The organism is Stenotrophomonas sp. STEN013 (assembly GCF_056760355.1).
This window is the reverse complement of sequence record NZ_JBRREO010000005.1, coordinates 147300-172071: the sequence shown is the minus strand read 5'-3', so window position 1 is coordinate 172071 and position 24772 is coordinate 147300. Positions and strand designations below refer to the sequence as shown.

20 protein-coding genes are annotated in these 24772 nt (G+C 67.5%); 6 read left to right on the top strand and 14 right to left on the bottom strand.

The window, feature by feature from the left end:
• Positions 1-43: 43 nt before the first annotated feature.
• Positions 44-793 (bottom strand): DODA-type extradiol aromatic ring-opening family dioxygenase, encoded by a 750-nt coding sequence (locus ACVOMH_RS12145; protein WP_481552174.1) that lies wholly within the window; start codon positions 791-793, stop codon positions 44-46.
• 145 nt (positions 794-938) lie between these two features.
• Here ACVOMH_RS12145 and ACVOMH_RS12140 point away from each other — a divergent pair, with 145 nt between their 5' ends.
• Entirely contained in the window at positions 939-1841 is a 903-nt protein-coding gene (locus ACVOMH_RS12140) for a LysR family transcriptional regulator (RefSeq protein ID WP_481552132.1), read from the top strand.
• Here ACVOMH_RS12140 and ACVOMH_RS12135 read toward each other — a convergent pair.
• Together ACVOMH_RS12135 and ACVOMH_RS12130 are read right to left on the bottom strand one after the other, a co-directional pair.
• The gene (locus ACVOMH_RS12135; protein WP_481552131.1) at positions 1833-4772 is read right to left on the bottom strand and encodes a bifunctional diguanylate cyclase/phosphodiesterase; all 2940 of its coding nucleotides are present in this window, start codon (positions 4770-4772) and stop codon (positions 1833-1835) included. The two genes, ACVOMH_RS12140 and ACVOMH_RS12135, sit on opposite strands and share 9 nt — an antisense overlap.
• A gap of 419 nt (positions 4773-5191) precedes the next feature.
• A complete protein-coding gene (locus ACVOMH_RS12130) occupies positions 5192-6112 on the bottom strand; it encodes an oxygenase MpaB family protein (protein WP_481523189.1) in 921 nt (306 codons plus the stop codon).
• Positions 6113-6431: 319 nt separating this feature from the next.
• On the opposite strand from ACVOMH_RS12130, the gene ACVOMH_RS12125 reads away from it, so the two are divergent.
• Complete coding sequence (locus tag ACVOMH_RS12125; RefSeq protein WP_054660481.1) at positions 6432-7034, top strand: hypothetical protein; 603 nt, start codon at positions 6432-6434, stop codon at positions 7032-7034.
• 48 nt (positions 7035-7082) lie between these two features.
• On the opposite strand, the gene ACVOMH_RS12120 is transcribed toward ACVOMH_RS12125, so the two are convergent.
• The 6 genes from ACVOMH_RS12120 to ACVOMH_RS12095 form a co-directional block, all read right to left on the bottom strand.
• On the bottom strand, positions 7083-7412 hold the full coding sequence (locus tag ACVOMH_RS12120) for a hypothetical protein (protein WP_481552130.1): 330 nt from the start codon (positions 7410-7412) through the stop codon (positions 7083-7085).
• 27 nt (positions 7413-7439) lie between these two features.
• A complete protein-coding gene (locus ACVOMH_RS12115) occupies positions 7440-8213 on the bottom strand; it encodes a LytR/AlgR family response regulator transcription factor (protein WP_481552129.1) in 774 nt (257 codons plus the stop codon).
• Entirely contained in the window at positions 8203-9501 is a 1299-nt protein-coding gene (locus ACVOMH_RS12110) for a histidine kinase (protein WP_481552128.1), read from the bottom strand. Before ACVOMH_RS12110 ends, ACVOMH_RS12115 begins: the two co-directional genes overlap by 11 nt.
• Positions 9502-9797: 296 nt before the next feature.
• Positions 9798-11447, bottom strand: a complete 1650-nt coding sequence (locus ACVOMH_RS12105; RefSeq protein ID WP_481552127.1) for a M28 family metallopeptidase — start codon at positions 11445-11447, stop codon at positions 9798-9800.
• 116 nt (positions 11448-11563) lie between these two features.
• Positions 11564-11974 (bottom strand): VOC family protein, encoded by a 411-nt coding sequence (locus ACVOMH_RS12100; RefSeq protein ID WP_481552126.1) that lies wholly within the window; start codon positions 11972-11974, stop codon positions 11564-11566.
• A complete protein-coding gene (locus ACVOMH_RS12095; protein WP_481552125.1) occupies positions 11974-12411 on the bottom strand; it encodes a VOC family protein in 438 nt (145 codons plus the stop codon). The genes ACVOMH_RS12100 and ACVOMH_RS12095 overlap by 1 nt, the downstream gene beginning before the upstream one ends.
• A 586-nt stretch (positions 12412-12997) precedes the next feature.
• On the opposite strand from ACVOMH_RS12095, the gene ACVOMH_RS12090 reads away from it, so the two are divergent.
• Entirely contained in the window at positions 12998-16102 is a 3105-nt protein-coding gene (locus ACVOMH_RS12090) for a TonB-dependent receptor (protein ID WP_481552124.1), read from the top strand.
• Between the two features lie 120 nt (positions 16103-16222).
• On the opposite strand, the gene ACVOMH_RS12085 is transcribed toward ACVOMH_RS12090, so the two are convergent.
• Positions 16223-18310 (bottom strand): gluconolaconase, encoded by a 2088-nt coding sequence (locus ACVOMH_RS12085; RefSeq protein WP_481552123.1) that lies wholly within the window; start codon positions 18308-18310, stop codon positions 16223-16225.
• 63 nt (positions 18311-18373) lie between these two features.
• Here ACVOMH_RS12085 and ACVOMH_RS12080 point away from each other — a divergent pair, with 63 nt between their 5' ends.
• Positions 18374-18859, top strand: a complete 486-nt coding sequence (locus ACVOMH_RS12080; protein ID WP_481552122.1) for a hypothetical protein — start codon at positions 18374-18376, stop codon at positions 18857-18859.
• A 29-nt stretch (positions 18860-18888) separates the two neighbouring features.
• Here the strand turns inward: ACVOMH_RS12080 and ACVOMH_RS12075 are convergent, their stop codons facing one another.
• The gene (locus ACVOMH_RS12075; RefSeq protein ID WP_481552121.1) at positions 18889-19656 is read right to left on the bottom strand and encodes a lytic transglycosylase domain-containing protein; all 768 of its coding nucleotides are present in this window, start codon (positions 19654-19656) and stop codon (positions 18889-18891) included.
• Positions 19657-19772: 116 nt separating this feature from the next.
• On the opposite strand from ACVOMH_RS12075, the gene ACVOMH_RS12070 reads away from it, so the two are divergent.
• Positions 19773-20090 carry an ASCH domain-containing protein gene (locus tag ACVOMH_RS12070; protein ID WP_481552120.1) on the top strand — a complete coding sequence of 106 codons (318 nt, stop codon included), beginning with the start codon at positions 19773-19775 and terminating at the stop codon, positions 20088-20090.
• 60 nt (positions 20091-20150) lie between these two features.
• Here ACVOMH_RS12070 and ACVOMH_RS12065 read toward each other — a convergent pair whose 3' ends face one another.
• Together ACVOMH_RS12065 and ACVOMH_RS12060 are read right to left on the bottom strand one after the other, a co-directional pair.
• Complete coding sequence (locus tag ACVOMH_RS12065) at positions 20151-21251, bottom strand: chitinase (protein WP_481552119.1); 1101 nt, start codon at positions 21249-21251, stop codon at positions 20151-20153.
• Positions 21252-21441: 190 nt separating this feature from the next.
• Entirely contained in the window at positions 21442-22362 is a 921-nt protein-coding gene (locus ACVOMH_RS12060) for a hypothetical protein (RefSeq protein WP_481552118.1), read from the bottom strand.
• A gap of 181 nt (positions 22363-22543) precedes the next feature.
• Here ACVOMH_RS12060 and ACVOMH_RS12055 point away from each other — a divergent pair, with 181 nt between their 5' ends.
• Complete coding sequence (locus ACVOMH_RS12055) at positions 22544-24292, top strand: acyl-CoA dehydrogenase family protein (protein ID WP_481552117.1); 1749 nt, start codon at positions 22544-22546, stop codon at positions 24290-24292.
• A gap of 63 nt (positions 24293-24355) precedes the next feature.
• Here ACVOMH_RS12055 and ACVOMH_RS12050 read toward each other — a convergent pair whose 3' ends face one another.
• On the bottom strand, positions 24356-24751 hold the full coding sequence (locus ACVOMH_RS12050) for a host attachment family protein (RefSeq protein WP_054659069.1): 396 nt from the start codon (positions 24749-24751) through the stop codon (positions 24356-24358).
• Between the last annotated feature and the right edge of the window lie 21 nt (positions 24752-24772).

Genomic DNA, 24772 nt, shown 5'->3' with positions numbered 1-24772 from the left:
GCCGATGCGCGCAGCTGGAACCGGCGCGCATTGGCGAACACGCTTACCCGGCACCCTGGAAACGGTAGATGTCCATCGCCAGAAACCCCAGGTCGATGCCGGCATCGATGCGCTGCGCGCCGAGCTGGTCGGTGCCGGCCGCACCCATAGCGAAATACAGCGGCAGCAGGTGCTCGTCGGTGGGATGGGCCTGCACGGCGGACGGCGCCTGCCGGCGGTAGTCGAACAACGCCGGCAGGTCGTTGGCCTGCAGCTTCTGCTCGATCCAGCCGATGAACGGGCGCACGTACGGCGCTTCCCGGGCCTGATCGTCGTTGCGCCAGTCGTGCAGGTTGTGGGTAATGCTGCCCGAGCCGACCAGCAGCACGCCCTGCTCGCGCAGCGGCGCCAGCGCCCGGCCCAGCGCGAACTGGTGGCGCGGCCCCAGCCCCGGCTGGATCGACACCTGCAGCACCGGGATGTCGGCCTGCGGATACAGATAGCGCAGCGGCACCCAGGCGCCGTGGTCCAGGCCGCGCTGCGGGTCCAGCACCGCCGGCAACCCGGCAGCGGCCAGACGCGCGGCCACCTGCCGGGCCAACTCCGGGGCCCCCGGCGCCGGGTACTGCAGCTGGTACAGCGCGGCGGGAAAGCCGCCGAAATCGTGAAGGGTTTCCGGCTGCGCGGCGGCCGAGACCATCGGCGCGCGGCCCAGCCAGTGCGCCGAGGCCATCACGATCGCGCGCGGGCGCGGCAGGCCGGCGGCCAGTTCGGCCAACCGTAGCCCCACCAGGCCGGGCTCCAGCGCGGTCATCGGTGAACCATGCGAGATGTAGAGGGATGGCAGACGGTCCGTCACGGCGGACTCCCGGAGCAAAGAGGACAGCCGCCAGCTTATTGCGCGGATTGCACGCAACAAATAACCTCGACGGCAACGTTTTATTGCGGAAGTGGAAACAGTGGACACGATCGATGCGATGCGGGTGTTTGTCGCCGTAGTCGAACGCAACGGTTTCAGCGCCGCGGCCGAGGCGCTGGACCTGTCCACCGCCGCCGTCACCCGGCAGATCGCCGCGCTGGAAAAGCGCCTGTCCGCACGCCTGCTCAACCGCACCACCCGGCGCGTCAGCCCCACCAGCACCGGCGCGGCCTACTACCAGCGCTGCGTGCAGCTGCTGGCCGAATTCGACGCACTGGAAGCCTCGGTCGGGGCGCAGGCGCTGCAGCCCTCCGGCCGGCTGCGGATCAATGCCCCGGTCAGCTATGGCATCGCCCGCCTGGCGTCGCTGCTGCCCGGCTACAGCACGCGGTATCCGCAGGTGGAACTGGACCTGCAGCTGTCCGACCGGCTGGTGGACATGGTCGAGGAAGGTTTCGATCTGGCCATCCGCATCACCCGCCAGCCGGCGCCCTCGCTGATCGCCCGGCGGCTGGCGCAGGCGCGGATCACGCTGTGCGCGGCGCCATCCTATCTGGCCCGACGCGGCGCCCCGGCCACCCCGCAGGAACTGGCGGGGCACGATTGCCTGTCCTATACCTACTCGGCCGGCGGCGACAGCTGGACACTGCAGCGCGGGCAGAGCGAAGTGGGCATCGCGCTGGTGCCACGCATGCGCGCCAACAATGGCGAGGTACTGCGCGAGGCGGCCATCGCCGGCATGGGCATCATCGCCCAGCCGGATTTCATCATCGGCGAGGCGCTGGCCGACGGTCGCCTGGTACCGGTGCTGGCCGACTGGGAAGTGCCCTCGGTCGGCATCCATGCGGTCTATGCTAGCCGCAGCCACCTGGCGCCGAAGGTGCGAAGCTTCATCGACTATCTGGTCGAGTGCCTCGGCGGGGAAACGGCCGCCTCAGACTGAGCGGTGCTGGTCCAGCGCCACCCGCACCGCCTCCAGCGGCATCGGGCGACCCAGCAGGTAACCCTGCACCTGGTCGCAGCCGTGCGCGGCCAGCCACGCCAGCTGGCCTTCGCTCTCCACGCCCTCGGCGATCACGTTCAGGCCCATGCTGTGGCCCAGCGACAACAGCGCGCGGCAGATCGCCGCGTTGCGCGGGTTGCGTTCCACATCACAGACGAAGTCGCGGTCGATCTTCAGCGAGTCCAGTGGCAGGTGCTGCAGGTAGGACATGCTGGAAAAGCCGGTGCCGAAATCATCCAGTGCCGCACCGATACCGTTTTCCTTCAACGCCTGCAGCGTCTGCAGCGCCTGCGCCGGGTTGCGCATCACCGCGCTTTCGGTCAGTTCCAGCTGCAACGCCCCGGGGGGCAGGTCCCAGGCCTCGGTGGCACGGCTGAATTCGGCCACCAGATCGCTGTTGAACAACTGCACCGCCGAGATGTTCACCGCGATCGGCAGCCCGCCCCAGCCTTGGTCGGCCAGCTGGCGTTGCGCGCGCGCCGCGGCATGGATCACCCAGCGGCCCAGCGCGACGATCAGCCCGGTGTCCTCGCACAGGCGGATGAAATCGCCCGGCGCAATGAAGCTGCCATCGGCCTGCGGCCAGCGCAGCAGCGCCTCCAGCGCGGCCGGACTGCGATCGGCGGCGTGATAGATCGGCTGGAAGTGCAGCTCGAACTCGCCCTGGTCGATGGCGGTGTGGATCCGCCCGGCCAGCTGCAGGCGTTCGGTGTAACGGGCGGCGATACTGGCATCGAAACGCGCCAGCACCGTGCCATTCTCGCGCGCGGCATGGGCCGCCTGCGCCGCACGGCCCAGTACCTGTTCGGCCATTTCCCCATCGTCAGGACAGCGCGCCACGCCCAGCCGCGGTTCCAGCTGGTGACGCGAATCGCGCCCGCGCACCGGTTCGGACACCGCCGCCAGCAATGCGTCCAGGACCTGCTGCACCTCGTGCCCGGCGGCGATGGCCAGCACGAAATCCTCGGCCGGCTGATGGGCCAGCAGGCCATAGCCGGCCGCCAGCGCCCCCAGCCGCGTCGCCATGGCCTGCAGCACCTGCTCGCCTGCGTCCTGGCCCAGCGTATCGGCCACCATCTGGATCCCGCGCAGCTGCACGTGGACCACCGTGTAGCCGCTGCCAGCGGCGTCCAGACGGTCGGCCAGCGCCCGCACCGTCAGCAGGCCGGTGCCGGCATGATGGCTGGCGCGATAGGCCAGATCGCGTTCGTAGGCCAGCCGCTGGCTGGCGTCCTCGGCCAGCACCAGCAGCGCGGGTTTGCCATCGAACTCCAGCCGCGCGCTGTGCCCGATCACCTCGAACAGACTGCCGTCCTTGCGCCGGTGGATGAACACCCCCTCGGCCGGACGCAGCCCGTCGGCCAGCTCCCGGATGAACGCGACCGTCTCCTCGCGGTACTCCGCCGGGCGGATGTCCAGGATCGTCATGCCAAGGAATTCGTCGCGGCTGTAGCCGTACTGCCGCACCGCGGCCTGGTTCACTTCCAGGAAGCGCAGGGTATGGAGGTCGAAAATCCAGAACGGCGCCGGATTGCGATCGAACACCAGCCGGAACTGGCGCTCGGCTTCCTGCGCGCGCAACTGGCTGTGCACGCGTTCGGTCACATCCACCACCGCACCGGTCATGCGCTTGCGGCGGTGCTCATTGACCATTTCCCCGCGCGCCGACAGCCAGCGCGTGGAGCCGTCGCGCAGCACCAGGCGGAACAGCGCGTTCACCACGCCACCGTTGGCCAGTGCCGCCTGCAGCTCGGCCCGCAACGTGGGACGGTCTTCGGCATGCACGCGCGCATACAGTGCCGGCAAGGTCGATTGCCGGGTCGACAAGCCAAACAGCTGCTGGGTCTGCGCCGACCAGCGCAGGGTGCCGCCATCACCGCTGATCGACCAGGTCCCGACCTTGCCAACCTGGTGGGCCAGGGCCAGCTCGGCGGCGCCGGCGCGCAGCTCCTCGGTCAGCCGCGCCTGCCGCCGCAGACTGCGCCGGCGGATATGGATCAGGTACAGCAGTCCGACCACGTACAGCACGTACAGGCCGATGGCCGCATACAGCGCGGTGTACCACGGCCCCATCACCTCGTCGTAGGACAAGCCGGCGAACACGATCAGCGGATAATCGCGCGGCGCGCTGATCGCGCCGATCCGGGACAGGCCATCGACCGGGCTGTTGGCCACGCCGCGGGCCCTCACCTTGTCCTCGGGCGGGAAGATCCGCATCGGCCGCGGCAGCGTGCGCTCCACCAGCGACGGGTCCAGACTGTGGGCCAGCAGCTGGCCATCGCGGTTGCCGATGGACACCACGCCCATGCGGCCGGTATCCAGGCCAGTAACGATCCGCTGGAACGCCGCCAGCCGGACCTGCGCCAGCAGCCATTGCCCCGGCTGTACCGGAATGGCCAGCTGCACCAGCCGTGATCCGTCCGGTCCGCGTTCCATCCTGCCCAGGTACAGCTCGCCCCTGAGCACCCGGTGCGCCGGATTGACCCAGCGGCTGAACCCCGGATCGCCGCTCCCGCCCGACAACGCCCGGCCCTGGCCATCCACCAGGGTGATGGTGGCCAGGTCCGGATTGCGTAACAGCACCCCGGCGATGGCCGACTCCAGCAGCGCCGGCGCTTCCTCGGGAGCCAGCCAGAAATAGTCGCGCGCATCATTGGCGGTGCCGCGCAGCGTCCGTTCGAACGTGGACAGCTCCGAGCGCAGCAGGCGATCGGTGCCGGTGGCGATGGCCATGCTCTGCCGCTGCGCGGCCTGCAACCGGTTGCTGCGGTCATTCCACAGCAACAGCGCCAGCACGAGGGCCAGCACGATCGCCGCCACGCTTCCGATACCGCCGATCCTTCGCAGTGGATGGGCGAAGATCCGGTTCACAGGTGCCTGTCCGACATCAGTACACGTGCTGCACGCATGGGCGAGGTTCGTCTTCAGAGAACGCGACAGAAAATCCGCCCGCCACGGACCGGTTGAGTGCGCGTGCAGAAACGGTTTTCAACGTTGCGCGCCGCCCCCCGGCCACCATCGCAACGTTTCCTTCACAGCATGCCGCACAACAACCGCCCGCGTGAAGAGTCGACACGCAATTTCCGGCAGGTTTGCCGTTACCTGCAACGATCAAGTGCCCAACCGGCAGCCGTATGGTGCCGGGGCGGATCCGGACTATCGGCGCTGCCGCTGCGGATACAGCCGGCGCGGGCAATATCCGGCAGTTGCCAGGCGGTGCGCGGTGCGGAAAACGGAACGGGTGCCCAGGAGCGCCCGTTCCGTTGCGGGTGCGCAAGGACCAGGCCCTGCTATTCCGGCCAGCGCAGCAGCAGCGCCGGATCGGCTCCCACCCGGCGGCACGCGCGCGTGGAAATGCCGTCGCTCAAGGCGATCCGGAACAACGGTGCCACGCTGCGCAGCACCCGCGCGGCGACAATGGATTGCAGCTGCTGGCCACGGCTGCGTCCGAGCAGCTGCGTGGCCCACTCCGGGAGCAGGGCCGCGCCGGCCGACAGGAACAGGTCGCGCGAGACACCCGGCAGCGGCACCGGCAGGCGCACCTCGCTGAGCACCTCCAGCACCTCGCGCGAACGGTCGTCCATCCGCAGCTGCGACTGCTGCTGGGCGAAATAGGCCTGCACCTGAGCCTGGCTGGCCGGCACCTCGCGCGCGCCCAGCGCCTCGGCCACGCGCCGGTATTCGTCGTAGTAGCGGTCGGCGATGGCCGCCGGAATCTCCCGGCAATAGCGACGACAGCCTTCCAGGAAGCCGTAAGCCTCGGTCACATGTACCCAGGTCAGCAACTCCGGCGCATCGGCGCGGTAGTGGCGGCCATCGGGCAGGACGCCCGCCACCTGCGCATGGATCCGGCGAACGCGTTCGATCAGCGTCTCCACTTCCGCCACCGGCGCGTAACTGGTGCCGGCGACAAAGCTGGTGGTCCGCCGCAGCCGTCCGACCAGGTCCTCACGGAAATTGGAATGGTCATAGACCCCGGCCAGCGCGCGCGGATGCAGCAACTGCAGCATCAATGCGCACAGGCCGCCGGCGAGCATGCCGGGAAACTCCGAATGGATGCGCCAGGTGACGCTGTCCGGGCCGAACCAGCCCGGATCGCCGGCGGGCGCGTCGTAGGCCACGCCACTGTGGTCACGCGGGAAGGCGTCCAGCACCCAGCGGCGGATCTGGGCGGTGGCGGCGGAGGAAACACGTTCGGACAGGAGCGACATGGCGCCTATCGTACCGTTGCCGTCGCGCAAGTCGCAGATCCTCCGGTGTCATGCGCGATGATCGACACCACCCGGTGCGCCGCGACAGCCGCCGGAAGCGCTGTGTGCAGATGCAGCATGCGCCGCCGGTTTCAATTTTCCATTCCGCCACTTGCGCGATGACGCACCGCAAAATCCGCTCCCGTCCTCGTGCGCCGCTGCGCACGCCTTCGCGCGCCCCCCATTGCCAAGCAAGCGGAAAGTGCTAGAACTAAAGCCGCCTGACCGCTTCACGTCGCATCCGTCGCTCGTTCCAGAAAGTCACTGCAAGGAGCTCAACATGATCGCGTTGTTCAAAGGTTTGGGATTGCTGTTGCAGGACAACGAGCTGTATCGCAGCCCGTTCGAGAAGCAGGTCGCGCACTGGAAGAACCTGAGCGACGAACAGATACGCCAGGAAGTCGCCCTGCTGGCCAAGGCCAAGTGCCAGTGGCTGATCGCCTCCATCGTGCTCTGGCAGGCCGCCTCGCTGTTGATTCTGGGGCTGATCACCAACTATCTGTGGCGCGATGATTTCCATATCACCTTCACCCGCGTGGTGATCGTGTTCGGCTCGTGGGTGTCGATCCTGTTCGTGATCTGGTTCATGGCCAACATGTTCGATCACACCGCCGGCTTCGAGCGCTGGATGAAGGCCTTCAACAGCCGCGCGCGCATCAGTTCCGACGCCGACAGCGTGGAGAACGTGGGCGAGGCGCTGGAAATGGCCCAGCACTATCCGGAAGTGCTGGACTACAAGCAGGCTGTCACCGCCAAGCGCGAACTGCGCCATGAGGACGTGCGCATCATGCGCGAGCTCGGCCGCATGCGACAGCATTCGGAGCTGGTGGGCAAGCTCAACCACATCGGTGACGACGGCCTGCGGTTGCAACCGGCGTTCTGATACTTCCATTCCACGCATTACCCATCGCCGCGCACTGGCGCGGCGATGTCATTTGGGGATGTGCACCTGCTGGCCAAAGCCGCCGGGCAGATCGCGCAGTTCGCGGCTGCTGCCCACCACCAGGGTGAAGTCGGCCAGGGGCTCGCGGCGGCAGTCCTGCCCGCCCTCCCGGGGCTGGCATTGCTCGTTGTAGAGCCGGTAGCCGCAGCGGCCGCTGTCACTTTGCAGGCATTGGAAACGGCTGACACCGGCCATCACCGTGGTGCGGCTGAGCAGCGCGTGCTCGCCGCTGAGGCGGGTGATCGAGGTCTGCCCGGGGGGCTCGTGGATGCCCAGCATCGACAGCAGACTGCCGAGCAGAACGGTCAGGTACAGCATGGCGATTCTCCTGGGACGGGTGCGGCCTCACATGCCGCGGAACAGACTCATGAACGGCTGGCTGACCACCAGCGTTTCGCTGCGGTTCTTCAGCCGCAACACGCCGCGCCCGCTGTCCTCGCGGCTCACCGCCGCCACCGCTTTCATGTTGACCAGTGTGGCCCGGTGCACCTGGCGGAAGCCGCTTGGATCCAGCACCGCGGCCAGCTCGCGCAGCGAACTGCGCAGCAGCAGTTCCGCATCGGCGGTCACCACCACCGTGTATTTGTTGTCGGCGCGGAAATACAGAACCTCATCGAGCATCACCAGTCGCGTTTCACGGCCATTGCTGGCGGTGATCCACGCCAGCGGCGGTGCGCTCGGCGGCGTAGCCGGTTGCCGGGCCAGCTGCTGGAGCAGGCGTTCCAGAACCACCGGGTCCGCGCCCCCCACCGAGCGCCGGGCCAGCACGCGCTGGCGGGTGGCCAACAGGCGTTCATCGCTGACCGGCTTGAGCAGGTAATCGACCGCGCCTTGTTCGAAGGCGCTGATCGCGTACTGGTCGTAGGCGGTAACGAACACCACCTCGGTGCGCGGGCTGACGCTCTGTAGCGCGCGCGCCACATCGATACCGGTGACCCCGGGCATGCGGATATCCAGAAATGCCAGCGCCGGCTGGTGGGTCTCCAGTGCTTCCAGCGCCGCGGCCCCATCCTCGCAGGCGGCGACGATGACCAGCTCCGGCCACAAGCGCGCCAGCTGGTCCAGCAATGCCTGGCGCAGCAGTGGCTCGTCTTCGGCGATCAGCGCATCAAGAGGCATGCGGCAGCTCCGGGATGAGCCTTGCGACGGCCGGTGCCAGTGCCGGTTCCAGATGCTGGCACGGCAGGCTGATGGTGGCGGCCATGCCGCTGGGGAAATTCGACACCAGGGTCAATGACGCATCGGCGCCGCAGCTCAGGCGCAGGCGTTCACGCAGGTTCTTCAGGCCGATCCCGGTGCCGGTGCTGCCGGTCGCCATGCCCTGGCCGTCATCGGCCACGGTGACGGTCAGCCGGCCGTCCAGTTCGCGCGCCAGCACCCACACCGTGCCACCGCCGGATTTCGGCTCCAGGCCGTGCTTGATCGCGTTCTCCACCAGCGTCTGCAACGACATCGACGGCAGGGTGAGGTTGTGCAGCGCGTCGGGCACGTCGATCTGCAGGGTCAGCCGGGTGCCCATGCGGATGCGCAGGATCTCCAGATAGGCCCGCACCCGCTCCAGCTCCTGACCCAGCGTGGACAGCGACTGGTCGATGCCCGGCAGCGAGCTGCGCAGATACTGGATCAGGTGGCCGAGCATCTGCTCGGCGCGTTCGGGATCGCTGCGGGTGAGCACCTGCGCATTGGCCAGCGTGTTATAGAGGAAGTGCGGTTCCACCTGCGCGTGCAGCAGATTCAGGCGGGCGACGCTGAGTTCCTTCTCGGCCTCGGTGCGCGCGGCCTGCTCGCGTTCTTCGCGCCGCTGCCGGGCAACCTTGCCGCTCAGCGCCTGGGTCACCGCCTCGGCGTTCTCGTAGTTGCTGCCCTCATCGAGCAGTAGGAGATCCAGCCACGCGCCGGCATCGGGTTCGAACAGCAGGGTGACGCTGCAGGTGTCGGCGCCGGGGGTCACCCGCGCGGTGATCTGGTTGTGTTTGATCGCCAGCCGCGCCAGCGGATTCCAGCGCGATGGCGGCCGCTCGCCATAGGGATCGGCGCGGCGCTGGGTAGCGCGCAGCTGCAAGGTGCCCACCGAGCGCTCCAGCCGTTCGATCCGCGGCATCTGGCCGATCACCTGCTCCAGCAGGGCGAAGGCGGTGCCCGCCTCCAGCGGCAGCTCCACTTGGCGGCGGTGGCGGTTGCCCAGGGTCTGCGTGTCCAGGCGGTCGGCGACCAGCGCCACGCGGCGCACATGGCCGACGATGGCCGTCAGCGCAAAGCCCATCAGCACCATCGCGGCCAGGCCGAAGATCCAGCCGGGCGCCTCGTCCATGCCGCTAAACAGCCCGCTCCACAGGAAGCCGGCCGCGATCAGCGTCAGCGCCCAGGCGGCAAGAATGCGGAAACCGAGAAACAGGCTGGCGAACATGGCGGGGCTCTGTGGGAACTGTCGCCGAGCATAGGCCGCCGGCACCCTCCCACAAGCACGATGCGACGCAGGCCGGGATTTCACCGATGAAGGCCGGCCCGCCGGGACGGAGCATCGGCCCCGCCCCGCGTGCCCGCCCCCCATGCGCGGGCTGGTGCGCCTCGCCTCCCCCCGTGCGGACCGCAGCGCAGAAATGATGGCCTGCCGGCGTCGCCCGCCGCGCGGAGCCGGAAACGCAAAGCCCCTCTCCAGGCCGGAGAGGGGCTCGGTCAAACCCTCACGCGTCCCGGTACGGGTTACTTACGCTGGTCGGCGCTGGCATCACGGGTGGCGCGGAAGGCTTCTTCCGGGCTCCAGTTCGGCCACTGGCGCGAATTGGCCAGCTGCTCGCCCAGCGTGTAGACCACCTCCAGATCACGCGCGGCGCCGGCGAAGGTCCAGTCCGCCTGCCATTCATCGCCCTGCTGGTGGTAGCGCTTGGCGGTGTAGTCATCCGAAGCCGCCTTGCCGGCCGCCACGCCCCCGTCGATCCAGTCCTGCCCGGCCGAGTACGACAGCGCCGGCACGCCGCGCTTGGCGAACGGGAAGTGGTCGGAGCGGAAGAACAGCCCGGCTTCGGGCTTGGTATCCGGGGTGTAGCGGATGTCCCAGGCCTTGGCCACGTCCTTGAGCTGGTCCAGCAGGTCCATCTTCGCCGAGCCGTAGATGCCGAAATCGCGCGACGGGCTGTACGGCGACATGCCGTCCATGTTGATCACCGCCACGGTCTTGGCCAGCGGGTACAGCGGGTGGCTGGCGTAGTACTCCGAGCCGAGCAGGCCCTTCTCCTCGGCGGTCACCGCCAGGAACAGCAGCGAGCGCTGCGGCCTGGGCTGGGTCGCAAAACCGCGCGCCAGCTCGACCAGCGCGGCGGTACCGGAGGCGTTGTCCATCGCGCCGTTGAAGATGCGATCACAGCGCGCATCGGGCTCACCCACGCCGATGTGGTCCCAGTGCGCGCTGTAGATGATGGTCTCGTCCGGGTGCGTGCTGCCCTCCAGGCGCGCGGCGACGTTGTGCGAGGTGATGACCTCGTTCTTCACCGCGTAATGGGCCGAGAAGGTCTCGCCCTTCAGCTCCACCGGCTGGAAGTCGCGCGACTGCGCCTGCTTCTTCAGCGCCTCGAAATCCAGCCCGGCGCGCTTGAACATCGCCACCGCCAGGTCGCGCTGGATCCAGCCTTCCAGCGCCGGATGTGCCGCGGCCGGGTCGTCACGGACCACGTCGAACATGGTGTTGGTGTTGGAACCGGCCACCGTCGCCCAGCCATAGGAGGCCGGTGCGGTTTCGTGGACGATCAGCACGCCGGCCGCGCCCTGGCGCGCACCTTCCTCGTACTTGTAGGTCCAGCGGCCGTAATAGGTCATGCCCTTGCCGTCGAAATCGCCGACGCCGGTCTCGAAGTCCGGATCGTTGATCAGCACCACCGCGATCTTGCCCTTCAGGTCCACGCCCTTGAAGTCGTCCCAGTTGCGCTCCGGCGCCTTCACCCCATAGCCCAGGAACACCAGAGGCGCGTTCTGGATGTCGACCTGCGACTGGCCGTTCATCGCCGCGCGCACCGCGATCTCCTGGCCCTGGCTCAGCGTCTGCGGGGCGCCCTGGCTGGTCAGGGTGAGCTGCGGCTTGCCGACGATGTCGCCCTTTAGCAGCGGCACGGCCTGCGTCCACAGCCGTTTCCCATCCTTCAGGTCACCGCCCGGCTGCATGCCGGCCTCGGCAAACTGTTTGCTCAGAAAGGCAATGGTCTTTTCCTCGCCGGCGGTAGCCGGGGAACGGCCCTCGTAGGCGTCGGAGGAAAGCTCCTTGACGTCGGCCGAGATACGCGTGCCGTCGAACTTCGGCGGGGCGGCCATCAGGGCCGTGGACACGGACATCGCCAACAGGCTGATCACGACTCGTTTCACGCGGGTACTCCAGTAGTCAGACAACTGACCGGGAGTGTAGCCAGCCCCCGCCCGGCACGGGCAGTGCCGGAGTGCATGGCGGCCGGCCTGGCTGCCACGCCGGAGGCGGGGCCTGGTTACGGGCCCGGCTGGCCATCCATATGGACGATTTCCCACAGGTGGCCATCCAGGTCCTGGAAGCCACGCTGGTACATGAAGCCGTAGTCGCGCGCCGGCATCGGCTCGCGGCCGCCGGCGGCCACGGCCTTGTCCACCAGTGCATCCACCGCCGCGCGACTGGCCGCCGACAGGCAGGTGATCACCTCGGTGTGCTGCCGCGCATCGCACAGCGGCTTGGGCGTGAAGGTCTGGAAGAACGGCTCCACCAGCAGCATCACGAAGATGCTGTCGCCGACCACCATGCAGGCGGCATTGTCATCGGTGAACTGCGGATTGAACCGGTAGCCCAGCGCACTGAAGAACGCCTTGGACGCCGGCAGATCCCGTACCGGCAGGTTGACGAAGATCTTCTGGGACGCGGCCGTCATCACGGGCCTGCCTCTGTCGGCTTCATGCAGTCGACCATCCACCGCTGGCCGTAACGGTCCACCTGCATGCCCCAGCGCTGCGCCCGGAAGGTTTCGGCCAGCGCCCTGTGTACCTGTCCGCCTGCGGCCAGCGTGGTGAACACCCGCTCGGCCTTCTCGATGCTGTCCATACCGGCGTTGCTCGTCGTCACACCCCGGCCGTTGGCCGCCGGGCCGTCGGCGTCCATCAGGATCGCACCACCGGCCTCGACCTGGCCGTGCGCCACCTGCTCCGGGGTGGGAGTGAAGCCGCCACAGCCTTCGGCATCCATCCCGCCATCGTCTGGCACATCGCCATACATCATCTCCGACACCACCCTGCCGCCCAGTGCGTTGGCGTAGAACGCCATCGCCTCACGGGTGTTGCCGTTGAAACCCAGGTAGGGAATCAGCCTCATCGTATTGGTCCGTTCGCGATGGAGCTGCCTTGGCAGCCTGCGGTGAAAACACACCGACAGACCTTGCACCCTGGCCGGCATGCCCGAGGTGAAGGCCCCAGGGGTCAATCCGCATCCCGGGACCAGCCGCCACCAACCGGGTTAACGGCCTGGATGAGCATCCGCTGATCACAACCCGATCAGCCCCGTCCGGCCCGTGTGCGGAGCAAGCGGCGACGCGCTGCCGGGTTGGCACCGGAGTAACGCCCCGAGAACGGCATCCGGATCGCGCTCCAAACGCCACGGCGGGGTCCTCCCCGACAGTCCCGGCAGACCGGCCGGGGAGGACCGCACCGGACCGAATTTCCGCGCATCCCGTGCCGGTTGCGCTTTCTCAACCGTAATGAAAATCACAGAATCGAAGGGATCTTCCGATAAAAAAATCATGTAACAACATGAAAAATTTGGAAAAAAAATCCCACCCCCAAAAAAAATACTCGGAAGTGGTTAAATTTTCGGCTCAACAGGAATAGGTTTTGTTCACTTGCCATTTAGGTTCGACTGGGGCCCCGGCAAGTACCAACACTATTTTCTGGAGAGAGAGAAGATGGTCAAACGCAAGACGATCCAGCGCGCCGCGCTGAGTGCTGCATTGAGCCTGTGCCTTGCCGGGGGAGCCTACGCACAGAGCACCACCGGCAACATCTACGGCACGATTCCCGCCGCCTCCGCGGGAGACACCACGGTCCAGGTCACCAACGACAGCGGCTTCAGCCGTACGGTGACGGTCGACGCCAACGGCCGCTACAACATCAGCGCCCTGCCGGTGGGCAACTACAAAATCACCGCCCAGCGCAATGGCCAGGTCATCGGCACGCGCGAGGTGAAGGTGATCGTCGGCGCTGGTACCAATGCCTCCTTCGCCAGCGGCGGTGATGCCTCCACCCTGGAGACCGTCAACGTCACGGCGACCGCGGCGGCCGCCATCGACCTCACTGCCGTCGATACGCGTACCGTGTTCACCGCCGAACAACTCGAGCGCCTGCCGATCAACCGTTCGGCCGAAGCGATCGCCTTGCTCGCTCCCGGCGCGGTGGCCGGTGCCGGCGGCTACTCGGCACTGGCCGGACTGGTGTCCTTCGGTGGCGCGGGCGTTTCGGAAAACGCCTATTACATCAATGGCTTCTTCACCGGCGAACCGCTTTCCAATCTCGGTGGCTCGGGCCTGCCGTTCCTCGCCATCGCCCAGCAGGAGACCTATACCGGCGGTTACAGCGCCAAATACGGCCGCTCCGACGGTGGCGTGATCAACCAGATCGGCCAGCGCGGCACCAACACCTGGGAGTTCGGCGGCGAAATCACGTGGGCGCCAAAGGATCTGCGTGATGACCGCAAGGACCTGTACCTGCCCAACCTCGACCTTCCCGACGGCTATGAGTACGAAGATCCGGATGCCGCCGGCTCGCTGTACAGCCGTGGCAAGGGCGGCGACTCCAGCCGGACCACCTACGCGGCGTATGTGGGCGGACCGATCGTGCAGGACCGGCTGTTCTTCTTCGCCGCCGCCGAACTGGAAAAGCGCGATACCGTCATCAATCCCAATTCGCTGGCAACGCCGCGTACCGAGCACGGCAAGGACGACGACCACAACCTGTATGCCAAGCTGGACTGGAGCATCAGCGACAACCACATGCTGGCTGCCACTTGGCTCAAGAGCAAGGACGACTACAGCGGCAGCTACTACGCCTATGACATGGACACCGGCGTCGAAGGCGAAAAGCTGGGAGTGGTGCCGACGCCGGTCATCAAGAAGAACGACTACCGCATCCTGAACTACACCGGCTACCTGCGCGACGACCTTACCCTGAGCGCCACCTACGGCAGCAACGAGTACACCAACCAGCAGATCAACCCGGGCATCCTGCCAGGTATTCCCTACGTGGTCGGTGCCACCAACCAGGACCCGGCCATCACCGGCGGCACGCCGATTCCCAACCGCCAGGGCGGTTACCAGAGCCGCGATGGCAGGAACAAGACACGGGGCCTGCGCGCGGACCTGGAATGGGTGGTCGGCGACCACACCCTCAGCGTGGGTCTGGACAACATCAAGTTCGAAGCCACCAATGAAGGTACCGCGCAGGTGGCCGACTACTGGCAGTACGCCCGTACCAGCAATCCGGCCGGCAATATCTCCTCGGCCTTGGGCGTGGGTGCGCCCGGCGGCAACGGCTACTACGTGCGCCAGCTGAAGTACTTCAATAACACCGACATGTCGCTGGACCAGAAGGCCTGGTATCTGGAGGACCGCTGGCAGGTCACCGACAACCTGCTGCTGTCGCTGGGCCTGCGCAATGACGAGTTCACCAACAAGAACGACGCCGGCGCGGTGTACATGGATGCGAAGAACCAGTGGGCCCCGCGTCTGGGCGCCAGTTGGGACGTGTTCGGTGACGCCACGCTGAAGGTGTTCGGCAACGCCGGCCGCTACTTCCTGGCGATGCCCAACAACGTGGCCATCCGTGGCGCCTCGGCTTCGACCTTCACCTATGAGTACTTCACCTACACCGGCATCAACGCCGATGGTCTGCCCACCGGCCTGACCGCGGTACCGGGCGTGAACGGTGCGCCGCCACCGGGACCGGTGTCGTCCAACGGCGAGTATGGCGATCCGGTGGATGTGCTGGCCTTCGCGCCGAAGGACCTGAAGAACATGTACCAGGACGAGTACATCCTGGGCTTCGAGAAGCAGATCAGCGAGCGCTGGGTCGCCGGCGCCAAGTTCACCTACCGTGATCTGAAGTCCTCCATCGACGACGTCTGTGACCCGTACACGATGCTCGACCATATCGGTGCGGTGGACTACAACGCGCAGGGTTCGGGCTACAACGCCGAGCTGGCCGACGGGCGCAACGTGTTCGTGAACTACTGCTACATGTTCAACCCCGGTGGCAGCAACACCTTCAGCCTGGCCTACCTGGATGGCGCCGGGAATCCGACCGGTGAACGCACCGACGTGGTCATGAGCAGCAAGGACTGGGGCTTCAGCGAAGGCGTCAAACGCACCTACAAGGCGATCGACGTGTTCATCGAGCATCCGTTCGATGGCACCTGGGAAGGCCGTGCGACCTATACCTACTCCAAGAGCCAGGGCAACAACGAAGGCCAGGTGAAATCGGAGTTCGGCCAGACCAACATCTCCAAGACCCAGGATTGGGACGCCTGGCAGATCATGCAGTTCGCCGACGGCTATCTCGCCAACGACCGGCGCCACTCGATGAAGCTGTACGGCAGCTACGCCTTCACCCCGGAATGGTCGGTGGCGGCCAACCTGCGGGTGCAGTCGGGTACGCCGATCAGCTGCCTGGGCTTCTACAACCCCGACGGCACGATCGACGAGAATTCCACCGAGGCCGATCCGATCGGCTATGGCCCGAGCTATCACACCTGCTTCGGCCAGATCGCCAAGCCCGGCTCCAAGCGCACGCCCTGGACCAAGAGCCTGGATATGAGCGTGACCTACCGTCCCGCGTTCCTGGATGAGCGGCTGGCGCTGAGCCTGCAGGTGTTCAACGTGCTCAACGACCAGAAGCCGATCCAGGTCGATGTCACCTCGGAAACCGACGTTGGCTACACGGTCTCCAACACCTACCTGTTGCCGATCGCCCGCCAGGCCCCGCGTTACATGATGCTCTCGGCGTCCTACCGCTTCTGATCAGGCAAGCAGCACGGACAAGTGAACACAGCGGCACCTTCGACCCCGGCGCACTGCCGGGGTCTTTTTTTGCCCGCAGGTCGATCCAGGACGCGGACACCGCCGTGCCCGTGGGCGGGCTCATGAATCTGTGAGCCGCAGCGGCAGCTCGCGTCCCTCCCGCGCCTGGTTGCCGCTGTAGTCGCTGGCGCTGATGCGGATGATGTAGTCACCGGCCGGCAGCTCGGCGGGTTGCCACAGGCCGCTGCCCAGTTCGCCATCGCGCACGGTGTTGGTCAGCACGTAGCGGAAACGGGTGCTGGCGCTGCCGTGCACGGTGATGCCGCTGTCGGCGGCGTAGGCCACCTTGACCGCCTCGCGCTGCGGTGGCATGCGGTTGAATTCGATGTTCATCCGGGGCTGTTCGTAGCCCGGCAACGGCCGGCCGGCGGCATCCAGGATCTGGTAGCCCAGTGCATACAGGCCGAGGCGGCGGCGCGGCAGGTTGTGGTCGACCTGGTCCCAGGCCTCCACCACCAGCTGCAGGCCGCCCCCCTCACGGGCGACCCGCAGCCGCCCATCCACCATGTCGCGCAGACGCCGGTCGTTGGCATCGAGCAGGGCGATGTCATCGATCCTCGGTGCGACCCGGTCGGCGTAGTTGGCAAAGCCCAGCCGCACCGCGTTGCGCTCGTAGCCCGAGGGCCCCACCGCCAGATGTACGTGGGCCTGGCTGTTGATGCTGCCCAGCGCGTCGCCAGGCTGGAAACGGGTGCCGCGGCGCACCCGCACGCGCTGCAGGCGGCCGTTGTCGTCGTTGACCAGCTGGAAGCGGGTGGCATCGAGCGGGCGGTTGGCGGCGTCGCGGCCGACCTTCATATGGATGTAGTCCAGCGTGTCCAGCGAGAAGCCTTCGGCCTGCCCGCCCGGCGTCCAGGTCGCCGCCGGGCTGCTGACCTTGCCGGCGGCGATGGCCAGCACGGTCTGGCCGACATCGCCGCGCACGTCGAAACCACTGTGCAGATGGTGACGGCTCTCGCCACTGAAATTTCCGCGCACCTCGCCGAGCGTGCCGGTCACCTCGTGCCAGCCGGTCTGCGGCGCCAGCGGCCAGCGGCCCTGGTTGGCCGGCAGCGGATTGTCCGGCGACGGTCCCAGCAGCGGTACCTGCGGCGCTGTACCCGCTAGTTGCCGCTGCAGGTGATGCAGGCGGTAGCCATCGGCATCGGCCAGCAGCAGGCTGCCATCGGGTGCCAGCGCCAGCCCGGCCGGGCGCGCAAAGCGGTGCGTCTCATTGCCGGCCACGGCGACCACATGACCGTGCGGCGAGACCTGTACCACCCGTCCACTCGACCGCTCGCCGACATAGGCCACCCCGTCATGGGTTACAGCCAGGGTCATCGGCCCCCACAGCACACGCTCGCCATCACCGCCGCCCACGCGCGTTGTGACCTTCCCGTCCGGGGTGACGCTGCGCAGCGCGTTGTTCTGCAGATCGGCGACCCACAGGCTGCCATCGGGCGCCAGGGCCAGATCGGTCGGGGTGTCGAACCGCGCCTGCGCGCCTGCGCCATCCATCCAGCCGGGCCGGTCACCACCGGCCAGCGTGCTGACCTGGCCGTCAGGGCCGATGACACGGATGCGGTCGTTCCAGGTATCGGCGACATAGACGCGGTCGTCGGCGCCCACCGCCACACCCATCGGCCCGTTGAACCGCGCTTGCCGGCCCGTGCCATCGGCAAAGCCGGGCGTGCCGTTGCCGGCCAGCGTGCTGACCTCGCCCTGCGGGGTGACCTTGCGGATGGCGTGGTTGCCGGTGTCGGCCACGTACAGATTGCCGTGCCGGTCCAGCGCGATACCCGAAGGCGTGTGGAACGCGGCCGCCGCGCCCCGGCCATCGGCGAAGCCTTCGCCACTGCCGGCCAGCAGCCGGAAGCGGCCATCCAGCCAGCGGTAGAGGATGCGGTTGTTGTCGCCGGCATCGGCCACGAACACCACTCCGCCGCCGATCGCCACGCCCCAGGGATCACTGAAACGGGTCTGCGCCGCGCTGCCGGTGTTCTCCCCGGCCAGACCGTCACCGCCCAGCAGATCGATCCGCGCCTGCCAGCCCAGCGGGGTCGGTCCCGGGCCGACCGGCTCCGGCGCACGCGGCGCCCACAGGAAGGTGGCCGCCAACGCGGCGCCGGTGACGGCGGCGACTGCAACTGCCCAATGCTTGCGATCCATGTACACCCAACCCGTTGCGGACCGGGCACGATAGACGCTCACGCCTGGCGGCGGAACCGCCAGATGGCCTGCCTGCCGGAGACGCCGATGCAGCTGCACCTGGAGCACGACCCGATCCGCCTGCGGCCGGGGCATGGCGAGGACGTCTGTCTTCCGCTGTCGCTGACGGCACTGCTGGCCGACGGCCTGCAGCGTTTCCCGCCGTCGGAGGCGGCGCTGGAACGGGCCATCGCCCGCACCGAGGATGCGCTGATGCCGCAGATCCCGGCCCTGCGCGCGCATCCACCTCTGCAACTGGACTGCGCCGATGCGGTGCTGGCGCCGTTGACCGGGCTGCTGGTCCTGCCGGCGCAGGCGCGGCCCGTGCTGCAGATCGAACAGGTCGAACACGCCTTCAATCTGCTTGCCCGGGTGGCGGCCGGCATGCCGGCCAGATCCGTGGGATTGCCGGAACAGCCCGGCTTCGTCGCAGCACTGGTCGTGGTACGCGAGCTGATGCACCACGTCGGCTGGCGGCAGCTGAGCCTGGGCGATCCGGCACACGACTGACAGCCGGCGGGCCGTCGGGCTGTCGGCGGCTACAGCGCCGGCCGCTCCGGCGCCGTGCCCAGCGCCTGGCGATACTTGCTGTACAGCGCCAGCACCTTGTCCACGTAGTGGCGGGTTTCTGCATACGGCGGCATCCCGCCGTAGCGGCTGACCACACCGGTACCGGCGTTGTACGCCGCCGCCGCCAGGGTGCGATCGCCGTTGTAGCGCTGCAGCAGGGCCTTCATGTAGCGCGCGCCGCCGGCGATGGACTGGGCCGGCGACAGTGGATCGGTCACCCCGTACGCGGCCGCGGTTTCCGGCATCAGCTGCATCACACCCTGCGCGCCCTTGGGCGATACCGCGGTCTCATCGAACGCGCTTTCGGCGTGGGCCACCGCGCGCAGCCAGGCATCGTCCACCCCGGTGCTACGGGCGGCGGCGCGGAACTGGCGTGCGTGCCGGTCCAGCTGCGGCCGGCCCACCCGGCCCAGACCTTCATGTGCCGGCTCGCCCGGCGGGGTCGCCACGGTGAACCGCAGGTACGGCCGCGAGCCCGGCAGGTTGCGGGTGGAATAGACCAGCACGCCGTCCTGCTCGCGCTCGTACAGGGTGCCGCTGAACACACCCAGGTTGCCCCACAGGTTGGGCGTCTGCACCGCGTCGTCGGCCAAGGTCATGGCTTTGCACGTGGAACCGGGCTCCGGCGCGGTGGCCAGGCTCACCGTACCTTTCTGCACACAGCGATATACCGTGCGGGCCTGCGCCGGCGCGCACAGCAGATACAGCAGTACAGCCAGGACGACCGCACGCAACATCGGGATCGGCATCTTTCACTGGAGAAGGCGATGCTGGACCCGGTTTTGCGAACCTGCGGTGATGAAACCGGCCGGCGCCGCCGCGACAATGAACCGTCCCTCTCCCGGAACCCGCCATGGACCCGTCCCCCGCCCCGCTGCTGACGTTCGTGAATCCGCAGTTCCACCGTGGCCGCAACCTCAGCGTCCGTCGCGGCAGCCGCTGGCATGGCGTGCCGCTGGCACGGCTGCAGCGCGCGCCCGGGCTGGCGGAAATCACCGTGCCGCTGACCACCGGGCTGCGCCACTTCAACACGCTCACCGCCGCTGACCTGGCCGATGAGCACGACCCCAGCTGCCGCACACCGGAGGGGTTGCTGGCGGTGCTGCAGCAGATCTACCCCGGCTTCCAGGCCGATGAGACGGTGACGCTGGTGCACTTCCATATGGACTGAACGGACAACGGCGCCGCGCAGGACGCGACGCCGTTGCCGTTGCCGTTGTACCGCCTGCGATCAGTTCGCGGTGGCCGCGCGCAGATGCGTACCGACCGGTGCGGAGAAGGTGCGACCGTCAGTGACATCCCAGTTGATCGACCAGGTCATCACCCCGCGGAACGTCGGGTACGGCTGCGCCGGTGCGACCTCGTCACACTGGCTGGCAGTGGTCAGGCAATCGAAAGCGCGGGTGATGTCGGCCGGGGTGGCATAGCCGTTGCCGGCCGCGCGCAGGCCCGAGGGCACCGCCAGCGCCACCTGGTCGGCACGCAGGCCGTCGAAGCGGCCCTTGCCACCGGCCAGCTCGAAGCCTTCGATCAGCATCTTCGCCGAACCCACCAGCATGTCCACGCTGCCGCCGGGATACTTCTCGGCGCGGTACGGGGTCGGCAGGCCGCCGTTGTTGTAGAGCTGCACGTGCAGCAGGTCCAGCTCGTCGCGCAGGCCGTCGATCAGCGGCAGGTAGGCGCCCCAGATGCCGTCCATCGACACGAAGCCGCCCTGCACATACGGGTGCTCCGGCGCCATCGACACGTACAGGTTCGGGTACATGGCGTGCAGGCGCTTCACCGCCGAGACCAGGTGCGGCACCACGGGTGCGCCATGGGTGACGCCGGCGATCTTCTCCAGATCGATGTCGATGCCGTCAAAGCCGAACGTGTTGATCGCCTCGGCGGTGGTGGCCACGAAGTTGTCCTCGTCGCGCCGGGTGTTCAGGGTCACCGTGCCCAGCTCGCCGCCAAAAGACAGCACCACGATCTTGCCCTGCGCGCGCTTGGCCGCGATATCGGTGATCAGCTGCGCGCGATCCAGCGCCGGATCGGGGGTGAAGGCTACCTTGCCCTCGCCCTTGTCCTGGGCGAACGCCAGCACGATCACGTCCCAGCTGTCATCGACCTGGCCCAGCGGCAGCACGCCGATGCCATTGTTGAAGTTGTGCAGATAGCCGATCAGCGCATGCTTGGGCAGCGGATGGCTGTTGCCCGGGGCAACGCCCGCCTGCGAAACCGGCGCCGCGGGTGCAGCCGCCGCCGGCACGCTGGCCGTCTCGGGCTGCGCCTGGCAACCAAGGGTGGAAACCAGCGCCAAGGCGCAGGCGAGCAGACTGATCGACTTCATCGCAATCCGGAAGATGTGAAGGAAGCCCGATTCTAGGCGCAGCCGACCCGGTTAAAACCATTCAAAAACATCAACTTATGAAAGTTGTCCGGGTTTGGCCTGCCATGTCTTGGCAGTGGCTCCAGCAGTGTCTGGACCTGCCCGGCATTGGCCTTGCCCCGCCTGCCGGCCGGCGCGAAATGTCCGCCGCTCAAGTGCACATTTTCATGCGCCGCTCGGCGTCCCACAGCGCACGCCGCGCCTGGTCGTAGGCGTTGTCGGCGGCGCTGGGCAGGCTGTGTTCGGCTTCCACCGGATCGGCGCCGTGGCTGTAGCGGTACTCCACCCGCTGCAACGTCTCCAGCTGGGCCAGCGCCGGGGCCAGCCAGTGGCTGCGCTGCGCCGGGCTGCAACGCGGATAGCGCTGCTCCAGATCACCCAGCGCTCCACGGATACGGCGGCTGGCCTCCCCTTTCAGATCGGGGGCGTTCTCGTAGCGGATCGGCGCAGCCTTCCAGGCATCGCCGGTGGCCTCGCTGCCCAGGTCCGAGGGTCGTTCGTGCCGCGCCGGGTTGAAGGCGATATCCGGCGGCCGCCGCGCCTCAGCCGCCTGGATGTCTTCACCATAGATAAGGCTCTCCGAGCGCTTCTGCCGTGTTCCGGCACGCCTGCCCGAAAACAGGTTGGCCGTTGCACGCTCGCCTACGCCCGTGGCCAGTTCATCGCGATGCTCGAAGACACGCTCGGCATCGCTCTGCTGTTTTGCCTCACCCACGGTATCCGCTGCAAGCCTGGCCTGGCCGTCGCTTCCATACAGCGCCAGGCGCGGTGCGCTCGCAGGGACCGGTGCTGCGGCAGGAACAGGGGCGGGTACGGTGTCGACCGCGGCGGTGGCACGCGGCGGCGACTGGCGCGATGGCGCCGTTTGTGGCGACGGGGTGCCGGGCAATGCCGTGCCTGTCACCGGCCGTGCCGGCAGCAGCCAGCGCAACTGGATACGCGTCTCCGGACGCGATTCGCGCACCGGCGGCCACTGCCACAGCAATCGCAGCAGCAGCGCAGACACCGCGACCGCCGCCAGGATCGCCACGGCATGGGTCCACAACGGTTCTGGCGAGCGGACTGGGCGCATGCGACTCCATGGGACAAGGGCCACAGGACGGTCAGCGGCCCTGTCGCGGCGTATTGGCAGCAGCAACAGACCGGCAAAACCGCAGCGAGTTCCAATATCGGCGCCGGCAGGGGCATGATCGGGTTATCGCGCCGGATCGCCAGCACCGGCCTTCGTTGTCGCCGTATCGAGGAGTCGTGCCGTGAATACCGTTGCATCGCAGAATCTGGATGAAAGCGTCGCCAAACAGCTGTTCTTCGGCCAGATCGCCGAGGACGTGCTGTTTCCCTATCCGCAGATCCGCGAGCGCGACCGGGAAATGCTCGGGGCGATGACCGAGGCCATCGACCAGTTCCTGACAGACAAGAGCGCCGCGCTCAAACAGTACGACCGCGATGCCGAGCAGCCGGAGGAGTTCATCCAGGCCTTGCGCGAGATGGGTCTGTTCGGCCTGATCATTCCCGAGGAACACGGCGGACTGGAGCTGTCCAACGGCGCCTATGCGCGCGTGCTGGGCCAGACCAGCAGCCGCGACAGCTCGGTGTCGCTGACCATCGGCGCGCACAGCTCGATCGGCATGAAGGGCCTGCTGCTGTTCGGCAGCGACGAGCAGAAGCGGCTCTATCTGCCGCAGCTGGCCAGCGGCGAGATGATCGCCGCGTTCTGCCTGACCGAATCCGGCGCCGGCTCCGACGCCGCGGCGATCCGCACCAGGGCCAGCCGCAACGCCGACGGCAGCTGGACCCTCAACGGCGAGAAGATCTGGATCACCAACGGCGGCATCGCCGGCTTCTACACCGTGTTCGCGCGCACCGACACACCCGAAGGCAAGGTCACCGCGTTCATCGTCGAGGCCGGCTGGGACGGCGTCAGCCACGGCCCGCACGAGGACAAGATGGGCATCCGCGCCTCCTCGACCACCACCGTCGCCTTCACTGACGTGCGCGTGCCGGCGGCCAACGTGCTCGGCCCGGTCGGCAAGGGCTTCAAGGTGGCGATGAACATCCTCAACAGCGGTCGCACCGGGCTGGGCGGCGGCGCGGTCGGCGGCATGCGCGCGCTGATCCGGCTGGCCAGCGCGCAGGCCAACGAGCGCCGCCAGTTCGGCCAGACCATCGGCGAGTTCGGGCTGGTGCGCGAGAAGATCGCGCAGATGACGGTGGACTGTTTTGCCGCCGAAAGCGCGGTGTGGATGGTCGCGCACCTGATCGACAGCGGCCGCAGCGACTATTCGGTGGAAGCGGCGATGAGCAAGGTGTTCGCCAGCGAGGCGGTGCAGCGCGCGTCCTACGAAGCGCTGCAGATCGCCGCCGGCAACGGTTTCATGCGCGAGTTCCCCTACGAGCAGATGACCCGCGACACCCGCATCCTGTCGATTTTCGAAGGCACCAATGAGATCCTGCGGCTGTATGTGGCGCTGTCCGGGCTCAAGGGCGTGGGTGCGACCCTGAGCGAACTGCAGAGCGCGGTCGGCGGCATCTTCAACGACCCGATCAAGGGTTTCGGCGTGCTCGGCGACTACGCCGGTCGCCGCGTGCGTGAGGCCACCGGCTATGGCACCGACCGCATCGTCCATCCGCTGGCGCCGGAGCTGCGCAAGCTGGCGGCGCTGTGCGAGAAGTACACGGTCGAACTGTCCAAGGTCTCGGACCGGCTGCTGCGCAAGCACGGCAAGCACGTCGCCGGACAGCAGCACGCGCAGAAGCGCATCGCCGATATCGCCATCGATGTGTTCGTCGGGTTGTGCGTGCTCTCGCGCGCCGACAGCCTGGTCAAGCAGTCACACCCCGCCGCCGACGAAGCGGTCACCATCGCCGGGCTGTTCGCCCGCCAGGCACGCAGGCGCCTGGTACGCAACGTGCGCGGGCTGGAGCGCAACGAGGACGCGCAGGTCGAGCAACTGGCCGCTTCGGTACTGGAACGCGGCAACTACGCTTTCGACGTGCTCTGAGAGGAATCAAAAGTGCGGGCCGCTCCCGGCGACGGTCGGCGGTGACGGGGGAGACCCGCCGGTTCAGATGCGCTGCGCGTTCAGGGCCTTCTCGATGTCATCCAAAGGGATGTTGGTCCAGTCCTTGACGATCTCGGCATGCAGCCGCGCCTGTACCTCCTTGTGCAGCTGTGGCCGGATCTCACCCAGCGACACCGCATCGGCCACCAGCACCAGCCGCTCGAAGTGGTGTGCCAGCGCCTGCCGGTTCAACCAGTCGGCAAGCAGCTTCACAAACGCGGCCTCACCGGTGTCGTTCTCTTTGGGCTGCAGGCCCGAAGGACCGACATTTTCCGTATCCAGCGTGGGGGTCGGATCCTGATGCAGCTTGAGTTGGGTTTCGGTCCCCACATTGCGCAGCACGCGTACGCTGCGGCCATTGGCCACCACAACCCAGGTACCTTGAGGAATCAGCGACATCTCATCACCTTGCAGACTTGA

Excerpts from the sequence above, each read along its gene's own strand:
- ACVOMH_RS12060 (WP_481552118.1), bottom strand. The coding sequence starts at position 22,362 with ATGCGCCCAGTCCGCTCGCCAGAACCGTTGTGGACCCATGCCGTGGCG.
- ACVOMH_RS12145 (WP_481552174.1), bottom strand. The coding sequence starts at position 793 with ATGACCGCGCTGGAGCCCGGCCTGGTGGGGCTACGGTTGGCCGAACTG.
- ACVOMH_RS12050 (WP_054659069.1), bottom strand. The coding sequence starts at position 24,751 with ATGTCGCTGATTCCTCAAGGTACCTGGGTTGTGGTGGCCAATGGCCGC.
- ACVOMH_RS12120 (WP_481552130.1), bottom strand. The coding sequence starts at position 7,412 with ATGCTGTACCTGACCGTTCTGCTCGGCAGTCTGCTGTCGATGCTGGGC.
- ACVOMH_RS12075 (WP_481552121.1), bottom strand. The coding sequence starts at position 19,656 with ATGTTGCGTGCGGTCGTCCTGGCTGTACTGCTGTATCTGCTGTGCGCG.
- ACVOMH_RS12125 (WP_054660481.1), top strand. The coding sequence starts at position 6,432 with ATGATCGCGTTGTTCAAAGGTTTGGGATTGCTGTTGCAGGACAACGAG.
- ACVOMH_RS12090 (WP_481552124.1), top strand. The coding sequence starts at position 12,998 with ATGGTCAAACGCAAGACGATCCAGCGCGCCGCGCTGAGTGCTGCATTG.
- ACVOMH_RS12115 (WP_481552129.1), bottom strand. The coding sequence starts at position 8,213 with ATGCCTCTTGATGCGCTGATCGCCGAAGACGAGCCACTGCTGCGCCAG.
- ACVOMH_RS12110 (WP_481552128.1), bottom strand. The coding sequence starts at position 9,501 with ATGTTCGCCAGCCTGTTTCTCGGTTTCCGCATTCTTGCCGCCTGGGCG.
- ACVOMH_RS12080 (WP_481552122.1), top strand. The coding sequence starts at position 18,374 with ATGGCCTGCCTGCCGGAGACGCCGATGCAGCTGCACCTGGAGCACGAC.
- ACVOMH_RS12095 (WP_481552125.1), bottom strand. The coding sequence starts at position 12,411 with ATGAGGCTGATTCCCTACCTGGGTTTCAACGGCAACACCCGTGAGGCG.
- ACVOMH_RS12070 (WP_481552120.1), top strand. The coding sequence starts at position 19,773 with ATGGACCCGTCCCCCGCCCCGCTGCTGACGTTCGTGAATCCGCAGTTC.
- ACVOMH_RS12100 (WP_481552126.1), bottom strand. The coding sequence starts at position 11,974 with ATGACGGCCGCGTCCCAGAAGATCTTCGTCAACCTGCCGGTACGGGAT.
- ACVOMH_RS12085 (WP_481552123.1), bottom strand. The coding sequence starts at position 18,310 with ATGGATCGCAAGCATTGGGCAGTTGCAGTCGCCGCCGTCACCGGCGCC.
- ACVOMH_RS12065 (WP_481552119.1), bottom strand. The coding sequence starts at position 21,251 with ATGAAGTCGATCAGTCTGCTCGCCTGCGCCTTGGCGCTGGTTTCCACC.
- ACVOMH_RS12130 (WP_481523189.1), bottom strand. The coding sequence starts at position 6,112 with ATGTCGCTCCTGTCCGAACGTGTTTCCTCCGCCGCCACCGCCCAGATC.